Origin of the sequence: Streptomyces sp. ME19-01-6, assembly GCF_033793745.1 — a bacterium.
Lineage (GTDB): Bacteria > Actinomycetota > Actinomycetes > Streptomycetales > Streptomycetaceae > Streptomyces.
The window spans coordinates 41,559-59,407 of the sequence record NZ_JARAXF010000039.1 but is presented as its reverse complement, the minus strand read 5'-3'; the positions used below and the strand labels follow the sequence as shown (position 1 = coordinate 59,407).

The following is a 17,849-nucleotide window of genomic DNA, read 5'->3' as shown; positions in this document are numbered from 1 at the left end:
CGCCCTCACGGGATGACCGGCATCAGCCCAGGTCGTACTCGAAGCTGTACGGGGTGGTGGGCTGGCCGGCCATGGCCACGAAGCCGCCCTTGCCGGTGAGCCCCGCCAGCTCCCCGGTGCCGGAGCCGGGCACCACCTCCAGGGAACAGTGGATCTTGCCGTCCTCGCCGAAGGTGCCGTGCTGCACGAAGACGAAGCTGCCCGTGCGCCCGCCAAGGGCGCCGGTCACCAGCTCGTAACCGGTGCAGACGCCCGTCTTGTCGGAGAAGTAGGTGATCGCGTACTCGCAGGTGGTGCGCTCCGCCTCCAAGGTCCCGGAGAAGCTGTTGGTGACCGTGGCACGGGCCAGCTTCGGGCCGTCACCGGCCTCGCCGACGGTGGTCTCGTCCCAGTTGGCGAAGGTGAACGTGCCGGTGGCGTGGGTGGTCATACGGTGTCCTTCCGATGGTGCTCGGGTGGTTCTCGTGCCGCGCGCGGTCCGTGCCGCGCGGGCCGAGGAGTACATTGCCCGCCGTACCTGACATCTTTTGTCAGGTACGGCGGCACAATGGGAGCCATGCGCGCCGACCGTCTTCTCTCGCTGCTCCTGCTGCTGCAGAACCGGGGCCGGATGACCGCGCCGGAGCTGGCCGCGGAGCTGGAGGTGTCGGTCCGCACGGTCTACCGCGACATCGAGGCGCTCGGCGCCTCCGGGATCCCGGTGTACGCCGACCGCGGCCCGGCCGGCGGCTACCGGCTGCTCGACGGCTACCGCACCCGGCTGACCGGGCTCACCGGCGACGAGGCCGACTCCCTCTTCCTGGCCGGGATGCCCGGCCCGGCCACCCAGCTGGGCCTGGGCGCCGACCTGGCCACCGCCCAGCTCAAGCTGCGGGCCGCGCTCCCGGCGGAGCTGGGGGAGCGGTCCCGGCGCATCCAGGAGCGCTTCCACCTGGACGCGCCCGGCTGGTTCCGCGACGCCGAGGAGGTGCCGCACCTGGGCGCGGTCGCCGAGGCGGTGTGGCGGCCGCGGGTGCTGCGCGTGGACTACCGCCGCTGGCGCGGCGAGGTGCGGCGGGAGCTCCACCCGCTGGGCCTGGTCCTCAAGGGCGGCATCTGGTACCTGGTGGCGCGTGCGCGGAGCGGGGAAGGCCAGGAGAGCACGGAAAGCGTGCGCACCTACCGTGTGTCGCGGATCCTGGACGCCGAGGTCCTGGGGGAGACCTTCGCCCGGCCCACCGGGTTCGACCTGGCCGCCCACTGGGAGGAGTCGTCCCGGCGGCTGGAGGAGATGCGCTTCCAGGGCGAGGCCCAACTGCTGCTCACCCCGCGCGGACTGCGGCTGCTCCCGATGAAGTTCGGTGCGCCCGGGGCGGCGGCGGCCGCGGACGCGGGCCCGCCCGACGCGGCCGGCCGGGCGCGGGTGGTGCTGCCCGTGGAGTCGCTGCCCGTCGCGACCCACGACCTGCTGTGGCTGGGCGTGGAGGCCGACGTACTCGGCCCGCCCGAGCTGCGCGAGGCGGTCGCGCGCGCTGTCACCGAACTGGCCCAGCGCTACGCCCCGTCGGACTGAGCGCGTGAGCGCGCTGCCCCGGATCGCCGCCGGCTGCGGCTAGTTTCGAAGGAGTGCCGGAACAAGGAGTGCCGGAACAGCGGGAGGCCAGCGGGAGGCCGCGATGGCGGGAGCACGGCGCAAGGCGTCCGAGGACGACGCGGTGCCGACCAGGATCGGGCAGGCGGTCATGCTGCACCGCGGCGGCGACCGGGAGGAGGCGCGCAACCGCCTGGCCGAGCTGTGGCGCGAACTCCACGACGGCGGCCACGGCGGCGACCCCTTCCACCGCTGCGCCCTCGCCCACTACATCGCCGACACCCAGGACGACCCGGCCGACGAGCTGATGTGGGACCTGCTGGCGCTCGCCGCGGCCGACCGGATCGCCGGCGCGGACGGCCGCCCCGCCGCCACGCAGGTGCGCGCCTTCTACCCCAGCCTCCACCTCAACCTCGCGGCCGACTACGCGAGGCTCGGCCAAGGGGAGGCGGCCCGCGGCCAGCTCGCCCTGGCCCGGGCCAGCGCCCGGGGGCTGGCCTGTGGTCCGTACGGGGACGGCGTACGCGCCGCGATCCGCCGGCTCGCGCTGCGCCTGGGCGGTGCGGCGGAGGGGGACCCGCCCCCTTCGGCCCGGTAGCCGTGCGAGCGGGCCGTCAAGGGCGCGCGGGGGAACCAGATGCCCGGCGCCGCCTGAGCGCGCCCGCGCCCTTCACCGCGCAGAAGGCGGTGAGCGCGGTCAGCGACCCGTACACGGTCCACGGCCCGGTCCGCACATACGGGCTGGTGCCCCGGCCCAGCGGCACCTCGTAGACCATGGCCGCACTCGTGTCGGTGCCCAGCCGCCCGCCCACCGGTTCGCCGCGCGGCCCGAAGACCGCGCTCACCCCGGACAGGGTCGCGTGCACCATCGGCCGCCAGGTCTCCGCGGAGCGCAGCGCGGCCAGCGAGGCGTGCTGCGCGGGCGCCCAGCTGTGCTGGAACGTGGAGGTCGCCGACTGTACGACCAGGACCTGCGCCCCGTCCCGCGCCAGATTGCGGCTCATGTCGGGGAACGCCGACTCGAAGCAGACCAGCGGCCCGATCCGCACGGCATCCGGAAGCCGCATCACGACCTGTTCCGTGCCCTGTCTGCGGTCCTCGGGCGCCGCCTTGCCCACCGAGGTGGCCCAGCCCAGCAGCGACCGGGCCGGGATGTACTCGCCGAACGGCACCAGCCGCATCTTGTCGTACCGCTGACCGGTGGGGCCGTGCGGGCCTATCAGCACCGAGCTCTTGTAGATCCCCGGCCGGTCGCTGCGCCGCGCGTCCACGTTGACCAGCAGGTCCGCGCCGACCTGCCGGGACAGCGCGGTCAGCCGCCGGCTCAGGTCCGGCCGCGCGGCCAGGTCCTGGCCGACGCTGCTCTCGCCCCAGACGACCAGGTCGAGGCGGCGGCCGGCCAGCTGCCGGGTCAGCGCCTCGCCGCGGTCGAAACGCGGTCCGGGCACGTCGATCACCCCCGGCTGCACCACCGCGATCCGCACCGTGCCGGCCCGCTCCGGCACCGGCGCCCAGCCCCACACCCCGGCGGCCGCCGCGGCACACGCCATGACCCCGGCCAGCGCCACCCGGCGCGTCTGGGCCACCGCGACCAGCAGGGCCAGCGAGACATTCACCACGACGATCAGAAAGCTGACCAGCCACACCCCGCCCACCGACGCGAGCCGGAGCGCGGGCGGTAGCTGCCACTGGCTCGCCCCCAGCAGTCCCCACGGCCCGCCCAGGTACTGCCAGGACCGTACGAGCTCGGCCAGCAGCCACGCGGAGGGCAGCAGCACCAGGGCGGCCGCCGCCCGGCGCGGCCCCGGCCGGCCGTGCAGCAGCCTGCGCACCAGCCAGCCCCACGGCACCCACACCAGCCCGAGCAGCGCCGCGAGCACCACGATGAACACATGCAGGCTCGGCATCAGCCAGTGGTGCACCGCCAGCAGAAACCCCGCCCCGCCCAGCCAGCCGTCCAGGGCCGCCCGCCGGCCGGTGGGGGCCGAGCGGGCCAGCAGGATCCACGGCACCAGCGCCGCGTACGCCAGCCACCACAGCGACGGCTCGGGAAACGCCAGCGCGGGCAGCGCCCCGGCCAGTACCGCCGCGGTGCCACGGGTCCACGGGGAGTCGAGCCCGCCCCGCCACCGGCCCGTCCACCGGCCCCCGCGGCCGAACGACATCCGCACGCCGTCCCCCCTCCCTGACTTCGACGTCCAGTGTGCGGGAGGGACATGATCATGAACAGGGCGCGGGCGCGCCGGGGTGCGCCTCATGCCGGGGCCGGGAGGTCCTGCTCGGCCCAGATGAGCTTGCCGCCCTCGGTGTAGCGAGTGCCCCAGCGGCGGGTCAGCTGGGCGACGAGGAACAGGCCGCGGCCGCCCTCGTCGGTGGTGCGGGCGTGGCGCAGCCGCGGCGAGGTGTTGCTGGCGTCGGCGACCTCGCAGATCAGCACGTCGTGCCGGATCAGGCGCAGCCGGATCGGCCCGGTGCCGTGGCGGATGGCGTTGGTGACCAGCTCGCTGACGATCAACTCCGAGGTCATCATCAGCTCGTCGAGGCCCCACTCGGCGAGCTGGCGGACCGCCAGGGAGCGGGCGCTGGCGACCACGGCGGGGTCGGTGGGCAGATCCCAGGAGGCGACCCGGCCGGGGACCAGGGAGTGCGTACGGGCCAGGAGCAGGGCGACGTCGTCGGACGGCGGGCGGGTCAGCAGGGCGTCGACCACCGTGGAGCAGAGGTCCTCCAGGGGCAGGCCGGGCTGGGCGAGCGCGTTGCTCAGGCGGGCCAGGCCGACATCGATGTCCTGGTCGCAGGTCTCGATGAGGCCGTCGGTGTAGAGGGCGATCAGGCTGCCCTCGGGCAGCTCGAGTTCGGCCGACTCGAAGGGCAGCGACCCCAGGCCCAGCGGCGGCCCGGCGGGCAGGCTGGGGAAGGTGACCTCGCCGTCCGGGGCCACGATGGCGGGCACCGGGTGCCCGGCCCGCGCCATGGTGCACCGCCGGGTGACCGGGTCGTAGATCGCGTACAGGAAGGTGGCGCCCAGGAGCGCGGCCGCGATGTCCTCCTCGCCTCCCACCCGCTCCTCGCTGAGCCGGATGATCAGGTCGTCGAGGTGGGCCAGCAGCTCCTCGGGCGGCAGGTCCATGTCCGCGAGCGTGTGCACCGCGGTCCGCAGCCGGCCCATGCTGGCCGCGGCGTTGATGCCGTGTCCGACCACATCGCCGACCACCAGGGCGACCCGGGCCCCGGACAGCGGGATCACATCGAACCAGTCGCCGCCCACGCCGTTGTGGATGTCCGTGGGCAGATAGCGCGACGCCACTTCGAGGACCGGGCTGCCGGGCAGGTTGTGCGGCATCAGGCTCCGCTGCAGGGCCAGGGCCGCGCTGTGCTCGCGGGTGTAGCGGCGGGCGTTGTCCACGCACAGCGCCGCCCGCGCGACCAGCTCCTCGGCCAGCAGCAGGTCGTCCTCCTCGAACGGGTCCGGGTGGCGCGAGCGCACGAACGAGGCCACGCCCAGGATGGTGCCGCGCGCGCTGATCGGCGCGACCATCAGGGAGCGCATCCCGAATTCGCGGACTTTCTGGGCCCGGTCCGGGTCGTCGCCGGTCCACGCGGCGACGGAGGCGTCCATCACCGGGTCCAGAAGCGCTTCGTTGGAGAAGAAGCAGCGGGCGAAGGGTGAGGCCGGGGAGACGGCGACGAGGTCCCCGGGCGTGGCGACGGACTCGGGGGTGCCTTCATGGATGGAGGCCGTCCCGGCGCGCCGGAACGCGGGCAGCGTCCGCCGCGGCGAGGACGGCGAGGGCACCGGCTCCGCGCCGTGCAGCACCGACTCCAGCAGGTCGACGGTGACGAAGTCGGCCAGCCGTGGCACGGCGAAGTCGGCCAGCTCCTGAGCGGTGCGCAGCACGTCCAGGGTGCTGCCGATCTTGGCGCTGGCCTCGGTCAGCAGCGCCAGGCGCTCACGGGCCCGCCACCGGTCGGTCACGTCCATGCCCATGTAGCACACGCCCACCGGATGGCCGTCGGCGTTGTCGAGCCGGAAGAAGGAGGTCGAGTACGCGTGCTCGCGGTACGGGTCGGCCATGGTCCAGCCCCGGTACTCGTAGTCGATCACCGGTTTGCCGGTCTCGAGCACCTCCCGCATCTGTTGTTCGAGGGCGGACGTGTCCAGTCCGGGCAGGGACTCCGCCATCCGGCGGCCCAGGCGCTGGTCGCGCGGCACTCCGCCGTAGCGCTCCAGCATGTCGTTCATCCATACGTACCGCAGGTCAGGGCTGAGGACGGCCATGCCGATCGGCGAGCGGACGAGAAACGCCTCCAGCAGTGAGCCGCTCAGCGCCCACGAGGGGATCTTGGACAGGTCGATCGCGGAGACCAGCCAGCACCCGCTCCCGCAGAGCTCGGAGATCCCGGTCAGCCCTGTGACCCGCAGGCCAGCCTCGACCAGGTGGCCCGAGCGGTCCCGCAGCGTCACCAGACCGCCCCAGCTGCCCTGGTCGTGGCACTGCTCCGCGATGGCCCGCGCCTTCTCCGCATCCTCGGGAGTCGCCAGCAGCATCGAGGCAGGCCGATGCAGCACCTCGGCCGCCGGATAGCCGAGGAGTCGCTCCGTGGCGGTGGTCCACCCGACAACGGTGCCCTTCGCGTCGACCATCGCGGTCGCCGCGTCGGCCATGTCGAACGGGACGTGCGCTTCTGTTGGAACGATTCCCTCGGGGCTGGTCATCGCCCGTCCCATCTGCCGAGACATTTCCCTTAATACTATGACTCCTGTGCCTCGCCGGTGGTGAGTCGGGCGATGATCAGGGCGAGCAGGATGATGCCGCCGTAGATCGCCTGGATCCAGAAGGCCGACACCTGGGCGAGCGTGAGCAGGTTCTCCAGCATCCCCAGCAGCAGTGTGCCCAGCAGGGCGCCGAGCAGGGAGCCGCGGCCGCCCCTGAGGCTGATGCCGCCGATCACCGCGGCCGCGAACACGGTGAAGATCATGCCGCTGCCCTGGTTGGCGTCGACCGCGCCGACCCGTCCGGCGATGATCAGCCCCGCGACGGCCGACAGCGCCCCGCCGACCACCAGGACCGCCCAGCCCACCCGCGCCACGCGGATGCCCGCCGCGCGGGCGGCCGGGGCGTTGCCGCCGACCGCGTACACCGCGCGGCCGAAGCGGTGGTAGCGCAGGCAGAACCCGGCCACGGCGAAGCACCCGGCGCTCACCCAGACGCAGATCGGCAGGCCCAACCAGTTCTCGGAGCCCAGGGCGAAGAAGGCCTGCGGGGCGTCGAACAGCGTCTTGCCGGAGACCAGGCCGATCAGGACCCCGCGCAGCACGATGTTCATCGCGAGGGTGACGATGAAGCCGTTGAGCCCGAGCCCCACGATCAGGGCGGCGTTGACCGCGCCGATCAACGCCCCCGCCACGGGGATGATCAGCAGCCCCAGCCAGGCGGGCCACCGGGTGCCGAAGCCGCCGGAGGCGGCGGGGATGACGACCAGGAAGCCGAGCGCGGGCGCCAGGCCCGCGATGGACTCCAGGGACAGGTCCATCCGGCCGCTGATCAGGATCATCGCCTCGGCGAGCACCAGCAGACCGAGCGCCGAGGAGGCGCCCAGGATGTTGATCAGGTTGTCCCGCTGCAGGAAGGTGTCGTTGGTCAGCGCGCCGATCACCAGCAGCAGCACCACCGCGGGCAGCAGCGCGAGGTCGCGGACCCGGAACAGGGCGGCGCGGCGGACCGGGCCGGTCGGGGAGGCAGCCGGGTCAGCCATGGTCGGCCGTCACCCCTTCGACGGCGGCGAGCAGTTCGCCGTCCCGCCAGCCCGCCGGGTACTCGGCCGTGACGAAGCCGTTGTACATGACGAGCACGCGGTCGCAGACGCGCAGATCCTCCAGCTGGTCGGAGACCACCAGCACCGCGCGCCCCTCGGCCCTGGCCCGGATCGCCGCCGCGAGCAGGCTGCGCTTGGCCCGTACGTCCACCCCGGCCGTAGGGTCGATGAGCACCAGCACCCTGGGGTCGGTGGCCAGGGCCCGCGCCAGGACCACCTTCTGCTGGTTGCCCCCGGACAGCTCGCTCAGCGGCTGGGCGGGCCCCTCGGTGCCGATGTCGAGGTCGGCGATCGCCCGCCGGGCCACGGTATCCCGCGCCCCGGGTTTGATCAGGCCCAGCGGCCCGAGCCGTCCGCTGACCGGCATGGTGATGTTCTCGGCCACCGACAGCAGCGGCACCAGCCCCTCGTGGTGCCGGTCGCGCGGCAGACAGCCGATCCCGGCGGCCAGGGCCGCGGGGACGCTGCCGGTGCGCAGCGGGCGGCCGAAGATCCAGGCGCGGCCGCCGGAGGTGCGCTGCAGACCGGCCAGCGCGGCCCCGAGCTGGTGGCTGCCGGAGCCGGCCAGTCCGGCCAGGCCCACCACCTCACCGGTCCCGATGGTGAGGGTGACGTCGTGGAAGCGCGGGCTGCTGAGGTGCTCCAGACGTACGGCGGCGGGGGCGGCCTGGCCGAAGGGCCGCGGCGGCGCGGTGCGGGGGACCGGCAGGCCGCCGGGTTCGCCGGTCATCGCCTCGATCAGCTTCGCCGGGGGCATCTCGCCGACCGGGGCGGTGACGATCCGGTGGGCGTCGCGCAGGACGGTGACGGCCTGACACACCTCGTACACCTCCCGCAGGTGGTGGGAGATGTAGAGGAAGGTGACCCCGGCCTCCTGGAGCCGCCGCATATGGGCGAACAGCCGGCCGGTCGCCCGGCTGTCGAGCTGGGCCGTCGGCTCGTCCAGGACGATGAAGCGGGTGCCGAGCGAGAGCGCCCGCGCGATCTCCACCAGCTTGGTGTCCTCGACGCTCAGCCCACCGGCCCGGGCCATCTCGTCCACCGGCACGCCCCACTGGTCCAGCAGCGCCCGGGCCTGCCGCCGCATCCGCCGCCGGCTGATCACCCGGGCGCGCGGGGTGACCGGCTGACGGCCCAGGAACAGGTTCTCGGCCACCGACAGCTCGTCAATGGTCGTCGACCGCTGGTAGACGCAGGCCACCCGGTGGCGCCAGGCCGCCCGGTCGGCGAAGGGGGGCGCGGGCTCGCCGTCGTACCGCACCGTGCCGTGCTCCGGCCGGGTCAGCCCGGTGAGCACCGACACCAGTGTCGACTTGCCCGCCCCGTTGCGGCCGACGAGGGCGTGCGACTCGCCCGCCTCGACGGTGATCCCCGCGTCCAGCAGGGCCACCGTGGGCCCGTACCGCTTGGTGACCCCGATGGCCTCGACGAGCGGGAGCCGGGCGGTGTTCATCGGCGGTTCCCCCACAGCGCCGGGTCGTTGACGTTGCGCCGGGTCACCAGGGGCGCGGGGAGCTGGTCCTGGAGGATGCCCCCGGGCAGCTCGACGATGGTGCTGCCGTGGTCCGTGCGGCCCGGGTGGAAGGTCTTCCCGGCCATCGCCCGCTTGATGTAGTACATGGCGTACTTGGCGTAGAGGTCGGCGGGCTGGGAGACGGTGGCGTCGATGAGGCCCTCGCGGATGGCGGTCAGCTCCTGCGGGATGCCGTCGTTGGAGGCGATCGTGATGTGCCGGGGTCTGCCCACGCGGACCAGCGCGTTGTGGCGCTGGAGGGTCCGCAGGGTGGGCGCCAGATACACCCCGCCGGCCTGCATATAGATGCCCTTGATGCCCGGGTTGGCGGTGTACAGCGCCTCCAGGCCCGCCGCGGCCCTGTCCGCCTGCCATCTGGCGGGGATGTTCAGCACCTTGATCGCCGGGTAGTGCCGCGCCATGCACCCGGAGAAGGAGGAGGAGCGGTCCCGGCCGTTGACCGAGGCCAGGTCGCCCTGGATCTGTACCACCTTGCCCGTCTTCACGGCCCGGCCCAGGACCTGGCAGGCCTTGCGGCCGTACGCGCGGTTGTCGGCCCTGACCACCATCGCCACCTTTCCCTTCCGCGGGGCCACGTCGACCGCGACCACCGGAACGTGTGCGCGCTGCGCGGCCCGCAGGCCCGCGGCGATGGCGGCGGAGTCGATGGGGGAGACGATCAGGCCCTTGACGTCCTCGGACAGCAGATTCTGGATGTCGGTGATCTGTTTGCCCGGGTCGGAGTTGGAGTTCACCGTGGGGAGCGCCCGGACGCCCTGCTTGGCGGCCTGCCGCGGAATGTCGTGGTTGTAGGCCTGCCAGAACGGCGAGGTGAGAAACGGGATGACCACGCCGACCCGGCCGCCGGCCGGGTGGCCGCCGCAGCCCGTGGCGGCCGGGCCCAGGGCCAGGGCGAGAACCGTGACGGCGGCGGTGCGGTGGCGCGCCGCGCTCGTTCGCCCCCTCATGCCCCTCCCTCCCGCTCAGTCTTGCCGCGCTCCGACGCGCGGGCTTCCTTCGTCGCTGCGCGGCTCCTCAGTCCAGCCCGCGCAGCGCGCCAAGACACGCGCCCCTCCTCCCGCTCAGTCCCGGCGCGCTTCGACGCGCGGGCTTCCCTCGTCACTGCTCGCTCCTCCGTCGCTGCGCGGCTCCTCAGTCCAGCCCGCGCAGCGCGCCAAGACACACTCATGTCACCCCGTCCCGCATGCCCTGTGCCCGCTCGGCGAGCCAGACGGCGCCGTGGGGGTAGGCGTACGCGTGCAGCGAGGCGGGCCGCAGGGTGGAGCTGAACCCGGGGACGGAGGGGGCCGTGTACCGTCCCCGGGCGATCACCGCGGGATCGGTGAAATGCTCGTGCAAATGGTCGACGTACTCGATCACCCGGTCCTCGAGCGTTCCGGAGACCGCCACATAGTCGAACATGGCCAGGTGGCGCACCAGCTCGCAGAGCCCGACGCCCCCCGCGTGCGGGCACACCGGAACCCCGAACTGGGCCGCGAGCAGCAGGATCGCCAGATGCTCCGGAATCCCTCCGACCCGGCAGGCGTCCAGCTGGAGGATGTCCAGGGCCTGTGCCTGCAGGAGCTGTTTGAAGACCACCCGGTTGGCGGCGTGCTCGCCCGTCGCGACCTTCACAGGTGCAACGGCCCGGCGGATCGCGGCGAGGCCGAGGATCTCGTCGGGGGAGGTGGGCTCCTCGATCCAGTACGGGTCGAACCCGGCCAGCGCGCGGGTCCACTCGACCGCCTCGCCCAGCTCCCACCGCTGATTGGCGTCCAGGGCGATCCGCACGTCCGGGCCGACCGCCTCGCGGGCGATCCGGCAGCGCCGGATGTCGTCCTCCAGATCCGCGCCGACCTTCAGCTTGATCTGGGTGAACCCGTCGGCGACGGCCCGGCGGGCGGCGGAGGTGAGATGGGCGTCGGAGTAGCCGAGCCAGCCGGGGGAGGTGGCGTAGGCCGGGTAGCCCTCGTCCCGAAGCCGGGCCTCGCGCTCGGCCTTGCCGGGCTCCGCGCGGCGCAGGATCAGCAGCGCCTCGTCGGGGGTCAGCGCGTCGGCGAGGTAGCGGAAGTCCACGAGGGCCACCAGCTGCTCGGGGGTGAGGTCGGCCAGCAGCTTCCACAGCGGCTTTCCCGCCCGCTTGGCGTGCAGGTCCCACAGGGCGTTCGTCACGGCGCCGATCGCCATGTGCGTGACGCCCTTGTCCGGGCCGAGCCAGCGCAGCTGACTGTCGCCGACCAGGGCGCGGTAGAGGCCGGCCGGGCCGGCGAGGGTCCCGTCGAGCTCCGCCCCGATCAGGTGCGGGCGCAGGGCGTCGATCGCCGCGACCGCCACCTCGTTGCCCCGGCCGATGGTGAAGCAGAAGCCGTGGCCCTCCAGGCCGTCCGGGGCGTTGGTGTGGAGGGTCACATAGGCGGCCGAGTAGTCGGGGTCGGGGTTCATGGCGTCCGAGCCGTCGAGCCGCCGTGAGGTGGGGAAGCGGATGTCGTGTGTGTCGACGGCTGTGATACGCGCCTTTGTCAGCTGCTGCGTCATGCCTGATCACGCACCCGTCGCTTGTGCCCTCGGCCGGAGTCCCGCATCCATACAAAGAAACTCCACATAGAGCATAAACCGGGCAAAAGCCCCGCCCTGTGCAGTCGGACGCTCTTTGTCGCAGAACTATTGACAACGGTTCCGTGGTCGTCCGAGTATCTGCCCGTGAACTTGTCAGACAGCCAGACAGGCGCGTCAGCCCCGGTAGTCCCTCGTCGTGTCAGTGCCATGGAGGCCGTGCTCACGCACCTGCGCCACGCCATTGAACGGGGCGAATACGCGATCGGGGACAAGCTTCCGTCCGAGGCGGAACTCGGCCGTCGGCTGGAGGTGAGCCGACCGGTGCTCCGGGAGGCGCTGCGGGCCCTGCAGACGATGGGGCTCACCGCCTCGCGCACCGGCAAGGGTACCTTCGTCATCTCCAACGGCCCGGTGGAGGACCCCACCTTCGGCGACTACACGGCGAGCGACCTGCTCGAAGTGCGTCGGCACGTCGAGCTTCCGGTCGCCGGGTACGCGGCCGTCCGCCGCTCCGCCGAGGACCTGGACCAGCTGAGCCATCTACTGGAGCGGATGGAGCGGGAGACCGACACCACCGCATGGGTGGCGATGGACACGCTTTTCCATCTCACCATTGCCCAAGCGGCCCGGAACCCGGTATTCCGCAAAGTGATCGAGGAGATCCGCGACGCCCTGGCACGGCAGTCCGCGTTCCTCAACGAACTCGGCGACCGGCGCGAGCAGGCGAACCGAGAACACCGGGCGATCGTCGAGGCGCTGTCCGACGGCTCGGAACCCGACGCGGTGGCGGCGATGGCACATCACCTCCAGCGCGTCGAAACAACCCTCACCTCCATCGTGCGGCCGGGCCCCGAAGCCGACCGCACCGCACTGCCCATGCAACCCCCTACGGAAGGCCAGCAGGAGTGAGCGAGCAGTCCCTCCGGCAGGAAGAAAGCCGTCAGCAGCCCACCAAGACGCCGCCCGCGCACATCGACGCGGGCGACGCCGGGTACAGCAAGTCCCTCAAGGCCCGGCACGTCAACATGATCGCCATCGGTGGCGCCATCGGCACCGGGCTCTTCCTCGGAGCCGGAGGGCGGCTCAAGGACGCCGGCCCCTCACTGTTCATCGCCTACGCGGTCTGCGGCGTCTTCGCCTTCCTGGTGGTGCGGGCCCTGGGCGAGCTCGTGCTGCACCGCCCCTCCTCGGGCGCCTTCGTCTCGTACGCCCGCGAGTTCCTCGGCGAGAGGGGGGCCTTCGTCGCCGGCTGGATGTACTTCCTGAACTGGGCCACCACCGGGATCGCCGACATCACGGCCGTCGCGACCTACACCCACTACTGGGGCATGTTCACCGATATCCCGCAGTGGGTGATCGCCCTGATCGCGCTCGCCGTCGTGCTGGCGGTGAACCTCATCTCGGTCAAGATCTTCGGTGAGATGGAGTTCTGGTTCGCGATCATCAAGGTCGGCGCGCTCGTCACCTTCATGGCGATCGGCATCTTCCTCCTGGTCACCCGCCACCCGATCGACGACCACACCCCCGGCCCCGGGTTGATCTTCGACAACGGCGGCGTCTTCCCCCACGGCGTGCTGCCGATGCTGCTGGTCATCCAGGGCGTCATCTTCGCCTACGCCTCCGTGGAGCTCGTCGGCGTGGCGGCGGGGGAGACCGAGAACCCGGAGAAGATCATGCCCAAGGCGATCAACTCCATCATGTGGCGCGTCGCCCTCTTCTACGTCGGCTCCGTGGTGCTGCTCTCCATGCTGATGCCGTTCACCTCGTACTCGGCCAAGCAGAGCCCGTTCGTGACCGTGCTGTCCAACATCGGCGTGCCCTCGGCGGGCGGGGTGATGAACCTCGTCGTGCTCACCGCCGCCATGTCCAGCCTCAACTCCGGGCTCTACTCCACCGGCCGCATCCTGCGCTCCATGGCGATGTCGGGCTCCGCGCCCAAGTTCACCGGCGTCATGAGCCGCACCCACGTCCCCTACGGCGGGATCCTGCTCACCGCCTTCTTCTGTGTGCTGGGCGTGGGCCTGAACTACGTGGTGCCGAGCAAGGCCTTCGAGATCGTGCTGAACTTCGCCGCGATCGGCATCCTCTCCACCTGGGCCATGATCATGCTGTGCCACCTGCTCTTCTGGCGCAAGGCCCAGGCCGGGCTGGTCAGCCGCCCCGGCTACCGGCTCCCCGGATCGCCGTACACGGAGATCGTCACCATCGGCTTCCTCGCCTCCGTCCTGGTCCTGATGTGGGCCGACGGCGGGCCCAGCCGGCTGACCGTCATGGCGCTCCCCGCGATCGTGGTGGCGCTGGTCCTCGGCTGGTTCGGCGTACGCGGCCGGGCGAGCGGACGGCGATGACCGCTCCCGAACGAAACGACACCCCTACCACCACCACCTTGAGCACTCACCCCTTGAACACCTCTCCTGTGAACACCTCTCCTGTGAACGCCTCTCCTGTGAACACCTCTCCTGTGAACGCCTCTCCTGTGAACGCCTCTCCTGTGAACACCTCCCGCCACACTCCCGACCCCGACCGCCCGCGGCCCGCCGAGCCGCCCGAGATCCGCGAGGCGCGCCACGTGCCGCTCGTTGAGGTGATACGCGGCGGCCTGGTCGAAGGCGTCCACCACGGCTCGGCCGTGGTGCTGGCCGCCGACGGCCAGGTGCTCTTCCAGGCGGGCGACCCCGACGCCGCTTTCTACCCCCGCTCGGCGCTCAAGCCCGTCCAGGCCGTCGCCATGCTGCGCGCCGGGCTGCCCCTGGACGGCGAGCTGCTGGCGCTCACCGCCGCCAGCCACTCCGGCCAGCAGCGCCACCTGGCCGGGGCGCGGCGCATCCTCGCGCAGGGCCGGCTGGCCGAGGACCTGCTGCGCAACGTCCCCGACCTGCCCTACGGCGCCCCCGAGCGTGAGGCGTGGCTGCGCGCCGGATACGGCCCCTCCCGGCTCGCCCAGAACTGCTCGGGCAAGCACGCCGCGATGCTGCTGACCGCCCAGCTGCACGACTGGCCCCTGGAGGGCTACCTCGACCCGGCGCACCCGCTGCAGCAGCTGATCGCCGAGACCGTCGAGGACCTGACCGGGCAGCGCGTCGCCCAGGTGACGGTCGACGGGTGCGGCGCGCCCCTGTTCGCGATCTCGCCGCGCGGGCTGGCCCGTGCCCTCGCACGGATCGCCGCCGCCCCCGCGGACACCCCCGAGGGCCGGGTCGCGGCCGCCATGCGCGAGCACCCCGAGATGGTCGCGGGGACCGGGCGGGACGTCGCCCGGCTGATGCGCGCGGTGCCCGGCCTCGTGGCCAAGGACGGCTTCGAGGGGGTCCAGGTGGCCGCGCTGCCCGACGGGCGGGCGCTCGCCGTGAAGATCGCCGACGGCGCGGACCGCGCCCGGATGCCGGTGACCGCCGCGGTCCTCGCCCACCTGGGCGTCGACCCCGAGCTGCTCGCCGAGTTCGCGGAGGCACCCGTGCTCGGCGGCGGCCGCCCCGTCGGTACGCTGCGCGCCACGGACGCCCCTTTTTCAAGGCGGTTCGCCTCCGGGGCGCCTTAGCCCTGTCGACGGCCGACCGTGCTCCGGCCCGCGTCACCCCCCACCCTCAACCCTCACCCCGCCTCACCAAGGGACACCGCACACCGATGACTGCCACCGGCTTCCGCCGTGAACACGACCTTCTGGGCGACCGTGACGTGCCGGCCGACGCGTACTGGGGCATCCACACCCTGCGCGCCACGGAGAACTTCCCCATCACCGGCACCACCATCGCGGCCTACCCGCACCTCATCGGCGCCCTGGCCGCCGTCAAGGAGGCCGCGGCCCGCGCGAATCAGGACCTGGGGCTGCTGGAGCCGAGCAAGGCCGACGCCATCGCGGCCGCCTGCCAGGAGATCCGGGAGGGCCGGCTGCACGACCAGTTCGTGGTCGATGTGATCCAGGGCGGCGCGGGGACCTCGACCAACATGAACGCCAACGAGGTGATCGCCAACCGGGCGCTGGAGATCCTCGGCCACGCCAAGGGCGACTACACCCATCTGCACCCGAACGAGGACGTCAACCTCAGCCAGTCCACCAACGACGTCTACCCGACCGCCGTCAAGGTCTCCACCATCCTCGCCGTGCAGGGGCTGCTGGCCGCGATGGAAATCCTGCGCGAGGCGTTCGCCGCGAAGGCCGAGGAGTTCCGCGACATCCTGAAGATGGGGCGCACCCAGCTGCAGGACGCGGTGCCCATGACGCTGGGCCAGGAGTTCTCGGCGTACGCGGTGATGCTGGAGGAGGACCAGAGCCGGCTGCTGGATGCCCAGAGCCTCGTCCACGAGATCAACCTCGGCGCGACGGCGATCGGCACCGGCCTCAACGCCCCCGCCGGCTACGCCGAGGCCGCGCGCCGCCACCTCGCCGCCATCACCGGCCTGCCCATGGTCACCGCCGCCAACCTGGTCGAGGCCACCCAGGACTGCGGCGCCTTCGTCCATCTGTCGGGCGTCCTCAAGCGCATCGCCGTCAAGCTCTCCAAGAGCTGCAACGACCTGCGGTTGCTCTCCTCCGGCCCGCGCGCCGGGCTGAACGAGATCAACCTGCCCCCGGTCCAGGCCGGGTCCAGCATCATGCCCGGCAAGGTCAACCCGGTCATACCCGAGGTGGTCAACCAGGTCGCCTTCGAGGTGATCGGCAACGACGTCACCATCACCATGGCCGCCGAGGCCGGACAGCTCCAGCTCAACGCCTTCGAGCCGATCATCCTGCACTCGCTGTCGGAGAGCATCACCCATCTGCGCGCGGCCTGCCTGACCCTCGCCGAGCGCTGCGTGGCCGGCATCACCGCGAACGCCGAGAACCTGCGCGCGACGGTCGAGAACTCCATCGGCCTGGTCACCGCCCTCAACCCGCACATCGGCTACAGCGCGGCCACCAGCATCGCCAAGGAGGCCCTGGCCACCGGCCGCGGCGTGGCCGAACTGGTACTGGAAAAGGGCCTGCTGCCCGCCGAGCGGCTCGCGGCCGTCCTCCGCCCTGAGGAGGTCGCCGGCCGCGGCTGATCAGCCCTTCCGCAGCCGGGCGACGGCCGGTGCGGCGCTGAAGGGGAGCAGGTCCTGGAGGCGGTTCGGCTGTCGCACGTCGACGCGGAGCTGGTCGGCGATGCGGTAGGGGCGGTGCGCGAGCACCGCCCCGAAGCTGCGGCGCAGCCGGGACATGGCGGCGCGGACGGTGACCGTCCGCGTCGGGTCGCCGAAGAGGTCGTCGGCCAGCTGTGCCGCCGTCCGCCCGCCGGGGGACGCGGCGAGGACCAGCAGCACCTCGGCGTGGCGCGCGCTGAGCTGGTGGGTCCAGGTGCCCGAGGGCCCCGAAAAGGTCAGCGACCACTCGTGCGGACGGCGGACGTCGAGCACCACGCGGCCGGTGCCCTCCGGCCCGTACAACTCGTCCGCCTCGTCCGCCCCGGAGCCGAGGACCCGCAGCAGATGCCCGCCCGGCAGCGGCTCCACCGCGCACGCGCCGAGCGCGGGCAGCCATACGGGCCCGTCGAACGCCGACTTGGGCAGCAGCAGCCGGCGGTCCCGCGGGGTGACCCCGGTGACACCGGCGATCCAGCCGTCCGGGTCGACCGCGACCGCCTTGCCGCGGATCCGGGCGAGCACCGGCGCCGCGACGGCGCGCAGCCGGTCCAGCTCCCGGCTGTGGGCCAGGCCCAGTTCGCCCTCCGCCCACCGAGCCGTCGCGGTGACCAGGGACAGCACGGTCGGGTGGGCGCCGGCGGCCGGGCCGCTGACGTCCACGATGCCCAGCAGCCGTCCGTCCCGGGGGTCGCGGACCGGGGCCGCGGCGCAACTCCAGGTGTGGAAGGCGCGGACGAAGTGCTCGGCGGAGTGCACCCGCACGGGCGCCCGGACGGCCAGCGCGGTGCCGATGCCGCTGGTGCCGGCGACGTCCTCGGCCCAGTGGGCGCCCTCGGTGAGCGCGATGCCGTCGGCGTGTCTGCGCACCCCGCGGTGGCCGTCGATCCACAGCACCCGGCCGTCTGCATCGGTGATGATCATAATGTGTCCGGCCGCCTCCGCCGCCTCCAGCAGGCCGCTGTGCAAGGTGGGCAGCACATCCGCCAACCGGGTCTGCTGCCGCCGCCGCTCCAGCTCCTCGATGCTCAGCAGCCGCGGGGCGCTGCCGCGCTCCGGGTCCAGGCCCAGCCGCAGCATGCGGTCCCAGGACTGCCCGATCACCGGGCGCGCGGGCAGCGGCAGCCGGCCCCGGGTCAGGGCGGCCTCGCGCATGACCGCCATGAGACGGGCCGATTCGGCGGGGCTCAGATCGGCCAGCGGGCCGGCGCCGAGCGAGGCATGAGTTCGCATGGAGATGCGGCCTTCCGTTCCTTAAGTGCCACGCGCCCCGGCCGAACAGGCTTTGGTTCT

The 17,849-nt window shown here is 72.7% G+C and carries 14 protein-coding genes; 6 read left to right on the top strand and 8 right to left on the bottom strand.

All coding sequences use genetic code 11. The features are described from left to right. Positions 1 to 22: 22 nt before the first annotated feature. Complete coding sequence (locus PV419_RS45750; protein ID WP_319699297.1) at positions 23 to 430, bottom strand: DUF3224 domain-containing protein; 408 nt, start codon at positions 428 to 430, stop codon at positions 23 to 25. Between the two features lie 117 nt (positions 431 to 547). On the opposite strand from PV419_RS45750, the gene PV419_RS45745 reads away from it, so the two are divergent. Then, entirely contained in the window at positions 548 to 1,552 is a 1,005-nt protein-coding gene (locus PV419_RS45745) for a helix-turn-helix transcriptional regulator (RefSeq protein WP_319699295.1), read from the top strand. A gap of 103 nt (positions 1,553 to 1,655) precedes the next feature. After that, positions 1,656 to 2,168, top strand: coding sequence for a hypothetical protein (locus tag PV419_RS45740; RefSeq protein WP_319699293.1), 513 nt, complete (start codon positions 1,656 to 1,658; stop codon positions 2,166 to 2,168). Between the two features lie 16 nt (positions 2,169 to 2,184). Here PV419_RS45740 and lnt read toward each other — a convergent pair whose 3' ends face one another. The 6 genes from lnt to PV419_RS45710 all read right to left on the bottom strand — a co-directional run bounded on the left by lnt (position 2,185) and on the right by PV419_RS45710 (position 11,435). Then, positions 2,185 to 3,735, bottom strand: coding sequence for an apolipoprotein N-acyltransferase (gene lnt / locus PV419_RS45735; protein WP_319699367.1), 1,551 nt, complete (start codon positions 3,733 to 3,735; stop codon positions 2,185 to 2,187). An 89-nt stretch (positions 3,736 to 3,824) separates the two neighbouring features. After that, the gene (locus tag PV419_RS45730; protein WP_319699291.1) at positions 3,825 to 6,287 is read right to left on the bottom strand and encodes a SpoIIE family protein phosphatase; all 2,463 of its coding nucleotides are present in this window, start codon (positions 6,285 to 6,287) and stop codon (positions 3,825 to 3,827) included. Between the two features lie 35 nt (positions 6,288 to 6,322). Beyond that, positions 6,323 to 7,327, bottom strand: a complete 1,005-nt coding sequence (locus PV419_RS45725) for an ABC transporter permease (protein ID WP_319699289.1) — start codon at positions 7,325 to 7,327, stop codon at positions 6,323 to 6,325. Next, positions 7,320 to 8,840, bottom strand: coding sequence for a sugar ABC transporter ATP-binding protein (locus tag PV419_RS45720; RefSeq protein ID WP_319699287.1), 1,521 nt, complete (start codon positions 8,838 to 8,840; stop codon positions 7,320 to 7,322). Before PV419_RS45720 ends, PV419_RS45725 begins: the two co-directional genes overlap by 8 nt. After that, positions 8,837 to 9,868 carry a sugar ABC transporter substrate-binding protein gene (locus tag PV419_RS45715; RefSeq protein ID WP_319699285.1) on the bottom strand — a complete coding sequence of 344 codons (1,032 nt, stop codon included), beginning with the start codon at positions 9,866 to 9,868 and terminating at the stop codon, positions 8,837 to 8,839. The genes PV419_RS45720 and PV419_RS45715 overlap by 4 nt, the downstream gene beginning before the upstream one ends. A gap of 217 nt (positions 9,869 to 10,085) precedes the next feature. Next, entirely contained in the window at positions 10,086 to 11,435 is a 1,350-nt protein-coding gene (locus PV419_RS45710; protein WP_319699283.1) for an enolase C-terminal domain-like protein, read from the bottom strand. A gap of 165 nt (positions 11,436 to 11,600) precedes the next feature. On the opposite strand from PV419_RS45710, the gene PV419_RS45705 reads away from it, so the two are divergent. The 4 genes from PV419_RS45705 to aspA all read left to right on the top strand — a co-directional run bounded on the left by PV419_RS45705 (position 11,601) and on the right by aspA (position 16,481). Continuing rightward, positions 11,601 to 12,365 carry a FadR/GntR family transcriptional regulator gene (locus PV419_RS45705; protein WP_319699281.1) on the top strand — a complete coding sequence of 255 codons (765 nt, stop codon included), beginning with the start codon at positions 11,601 to 11,603 and terminating at the stop codon, positions 12,363 to 12,365. Then, entirely contained in the window at positions 12,362 to 13,804 is a 1,443-nt protein-coding gene (locus PV419_RS45700; RefSeq protein WP_319699279.1) for an amino acid permease, read from the top strand. The genes PV419_RS45705 and PV419_RS45700 overlap by 4 nt, the downstream gene beginning before the upstream one ends. A 143-nt stretch (positions 13,805 to 13,947) precedes the next feature. After that, positions 13,948 to 14,994: an asparaginase gene (locus PV419_RS45695; protein WP_319699278.1), complete on the top strand. Its 1,047-nt coding sequence runs from the start codon at positions 13,948 to 13,950 to the stop codon at positions 14,992 to 14,994. Between the two features lie 86 nt (positions 14,995 to 15,080). Continuing rightward, positions 15,081 to 16,481, top strand: coding sequence for an aspartate ammonia-lyase (gene aspA / locus PV419_RS45690; RefSeq protein WP_319699277.1), 1,401 nt, complete (start codon positions 15,081 to 15,083; stop codon positions 16,479 to 16,481). Here aspA and PV419_RS45685 read toward each other — a convergent pair whose 3' ends face one another. Next, the gene (locus tag PV419_RS45685) at positions 16,482 to 17,789 is read right to left on the bottom strand and encodes a helix-turn-helix domain-containing protein (RefSeq protein WP_319699275.1); all 1,308 of its coding nucleotides are present in this window, start codon (positions 17,787 to 17,789) and stop codon (positions 16,482 to 16,484) included. Positions 17,790 to 17,849: the final 60 nt, after the last annotated feature.

Excerpts from the sequence above, each read along its gene's own strand:
- PV419_RS45710 (WP_319699283.1), bottom strand. The coding sequence starts at position 11,435 with ATGACGCAGCAGCTGACAAAGGCGCGTATCACAGCCGTCGACACACAC.
- PV419_RS45725 (WP_319699289.1), bottom strand. The coding sequence starts at position 7,327 with ATGGCTGACCCGGCTGCCTCCCCGACCGGCCCGGTCCGCCGCGCCGCC.
- PV419_RS45740 (WP_319699293.1), top strand. The coding sequence starts at position 1,656 with ATGGCGGGAGCACGGCGCAAGGCGTCCGAGGACGACGCGGTGCCGACC.
- PV419_RS45730 (WP_319699291.1), bottom strand. The coding sequence starts at position 6,287 with ATGACCAGCCCCGAGGGAATCGTTCCAACAGAAGCGCACGTCCCGTTC.
- PV419_RS45685 (WP_319699275.1), bottom strand. The coding sequence starts at position 17,789 with ATGCGAACTCATGCCTCGCTCGGCGCCGGCCCGCTGGCCGATCTGAGC.
- PV419_RS45720 (WP_319699287.1), bottom strand. The coding sequence starts at position 8,840 with ATGAACACCGCCCGGCTCCCGCTCGTCGAGGCCATCGGGGTCACCAAG.
- PV419_RS45750 (WP_319699297.1), bottom strand. The coding sequence starts at position 430 with ATGACCACCCACGCCACCGGCACGTTCACCTTCGCCAACTGGGACGAG.
- lnt (WP_319699367.1), bottom strand. The coding sequence starts at position 3,735 with ATGTCGTTCGGCCGCGGGGGCCGGTGGACGGGCCGGTGGCGGGGCGGG.
- PV419_RS45745 (WP_319699295.1), top strand. The coding sequence starts at position 548 with ATGGGAGCCATGCGCGCCGACCGTCTTCTCTCGCTGCTCCTGCTGCTG.
- aspA (WP_319699277.1), top strand. The coding sequence starts at position 15,081 with ATGACTGCCACCGGCTTCCGCCGTGAACACGACCTTCTGGGCGACCGT.
- PV419_RS45715 (WP_319699285.1), bottom strand. The coding sequence starts at position 9,868 with ATGAGGGGGCGAACGAGCGCGGCGCGCCACCGCACCGCCGCCGTCACG.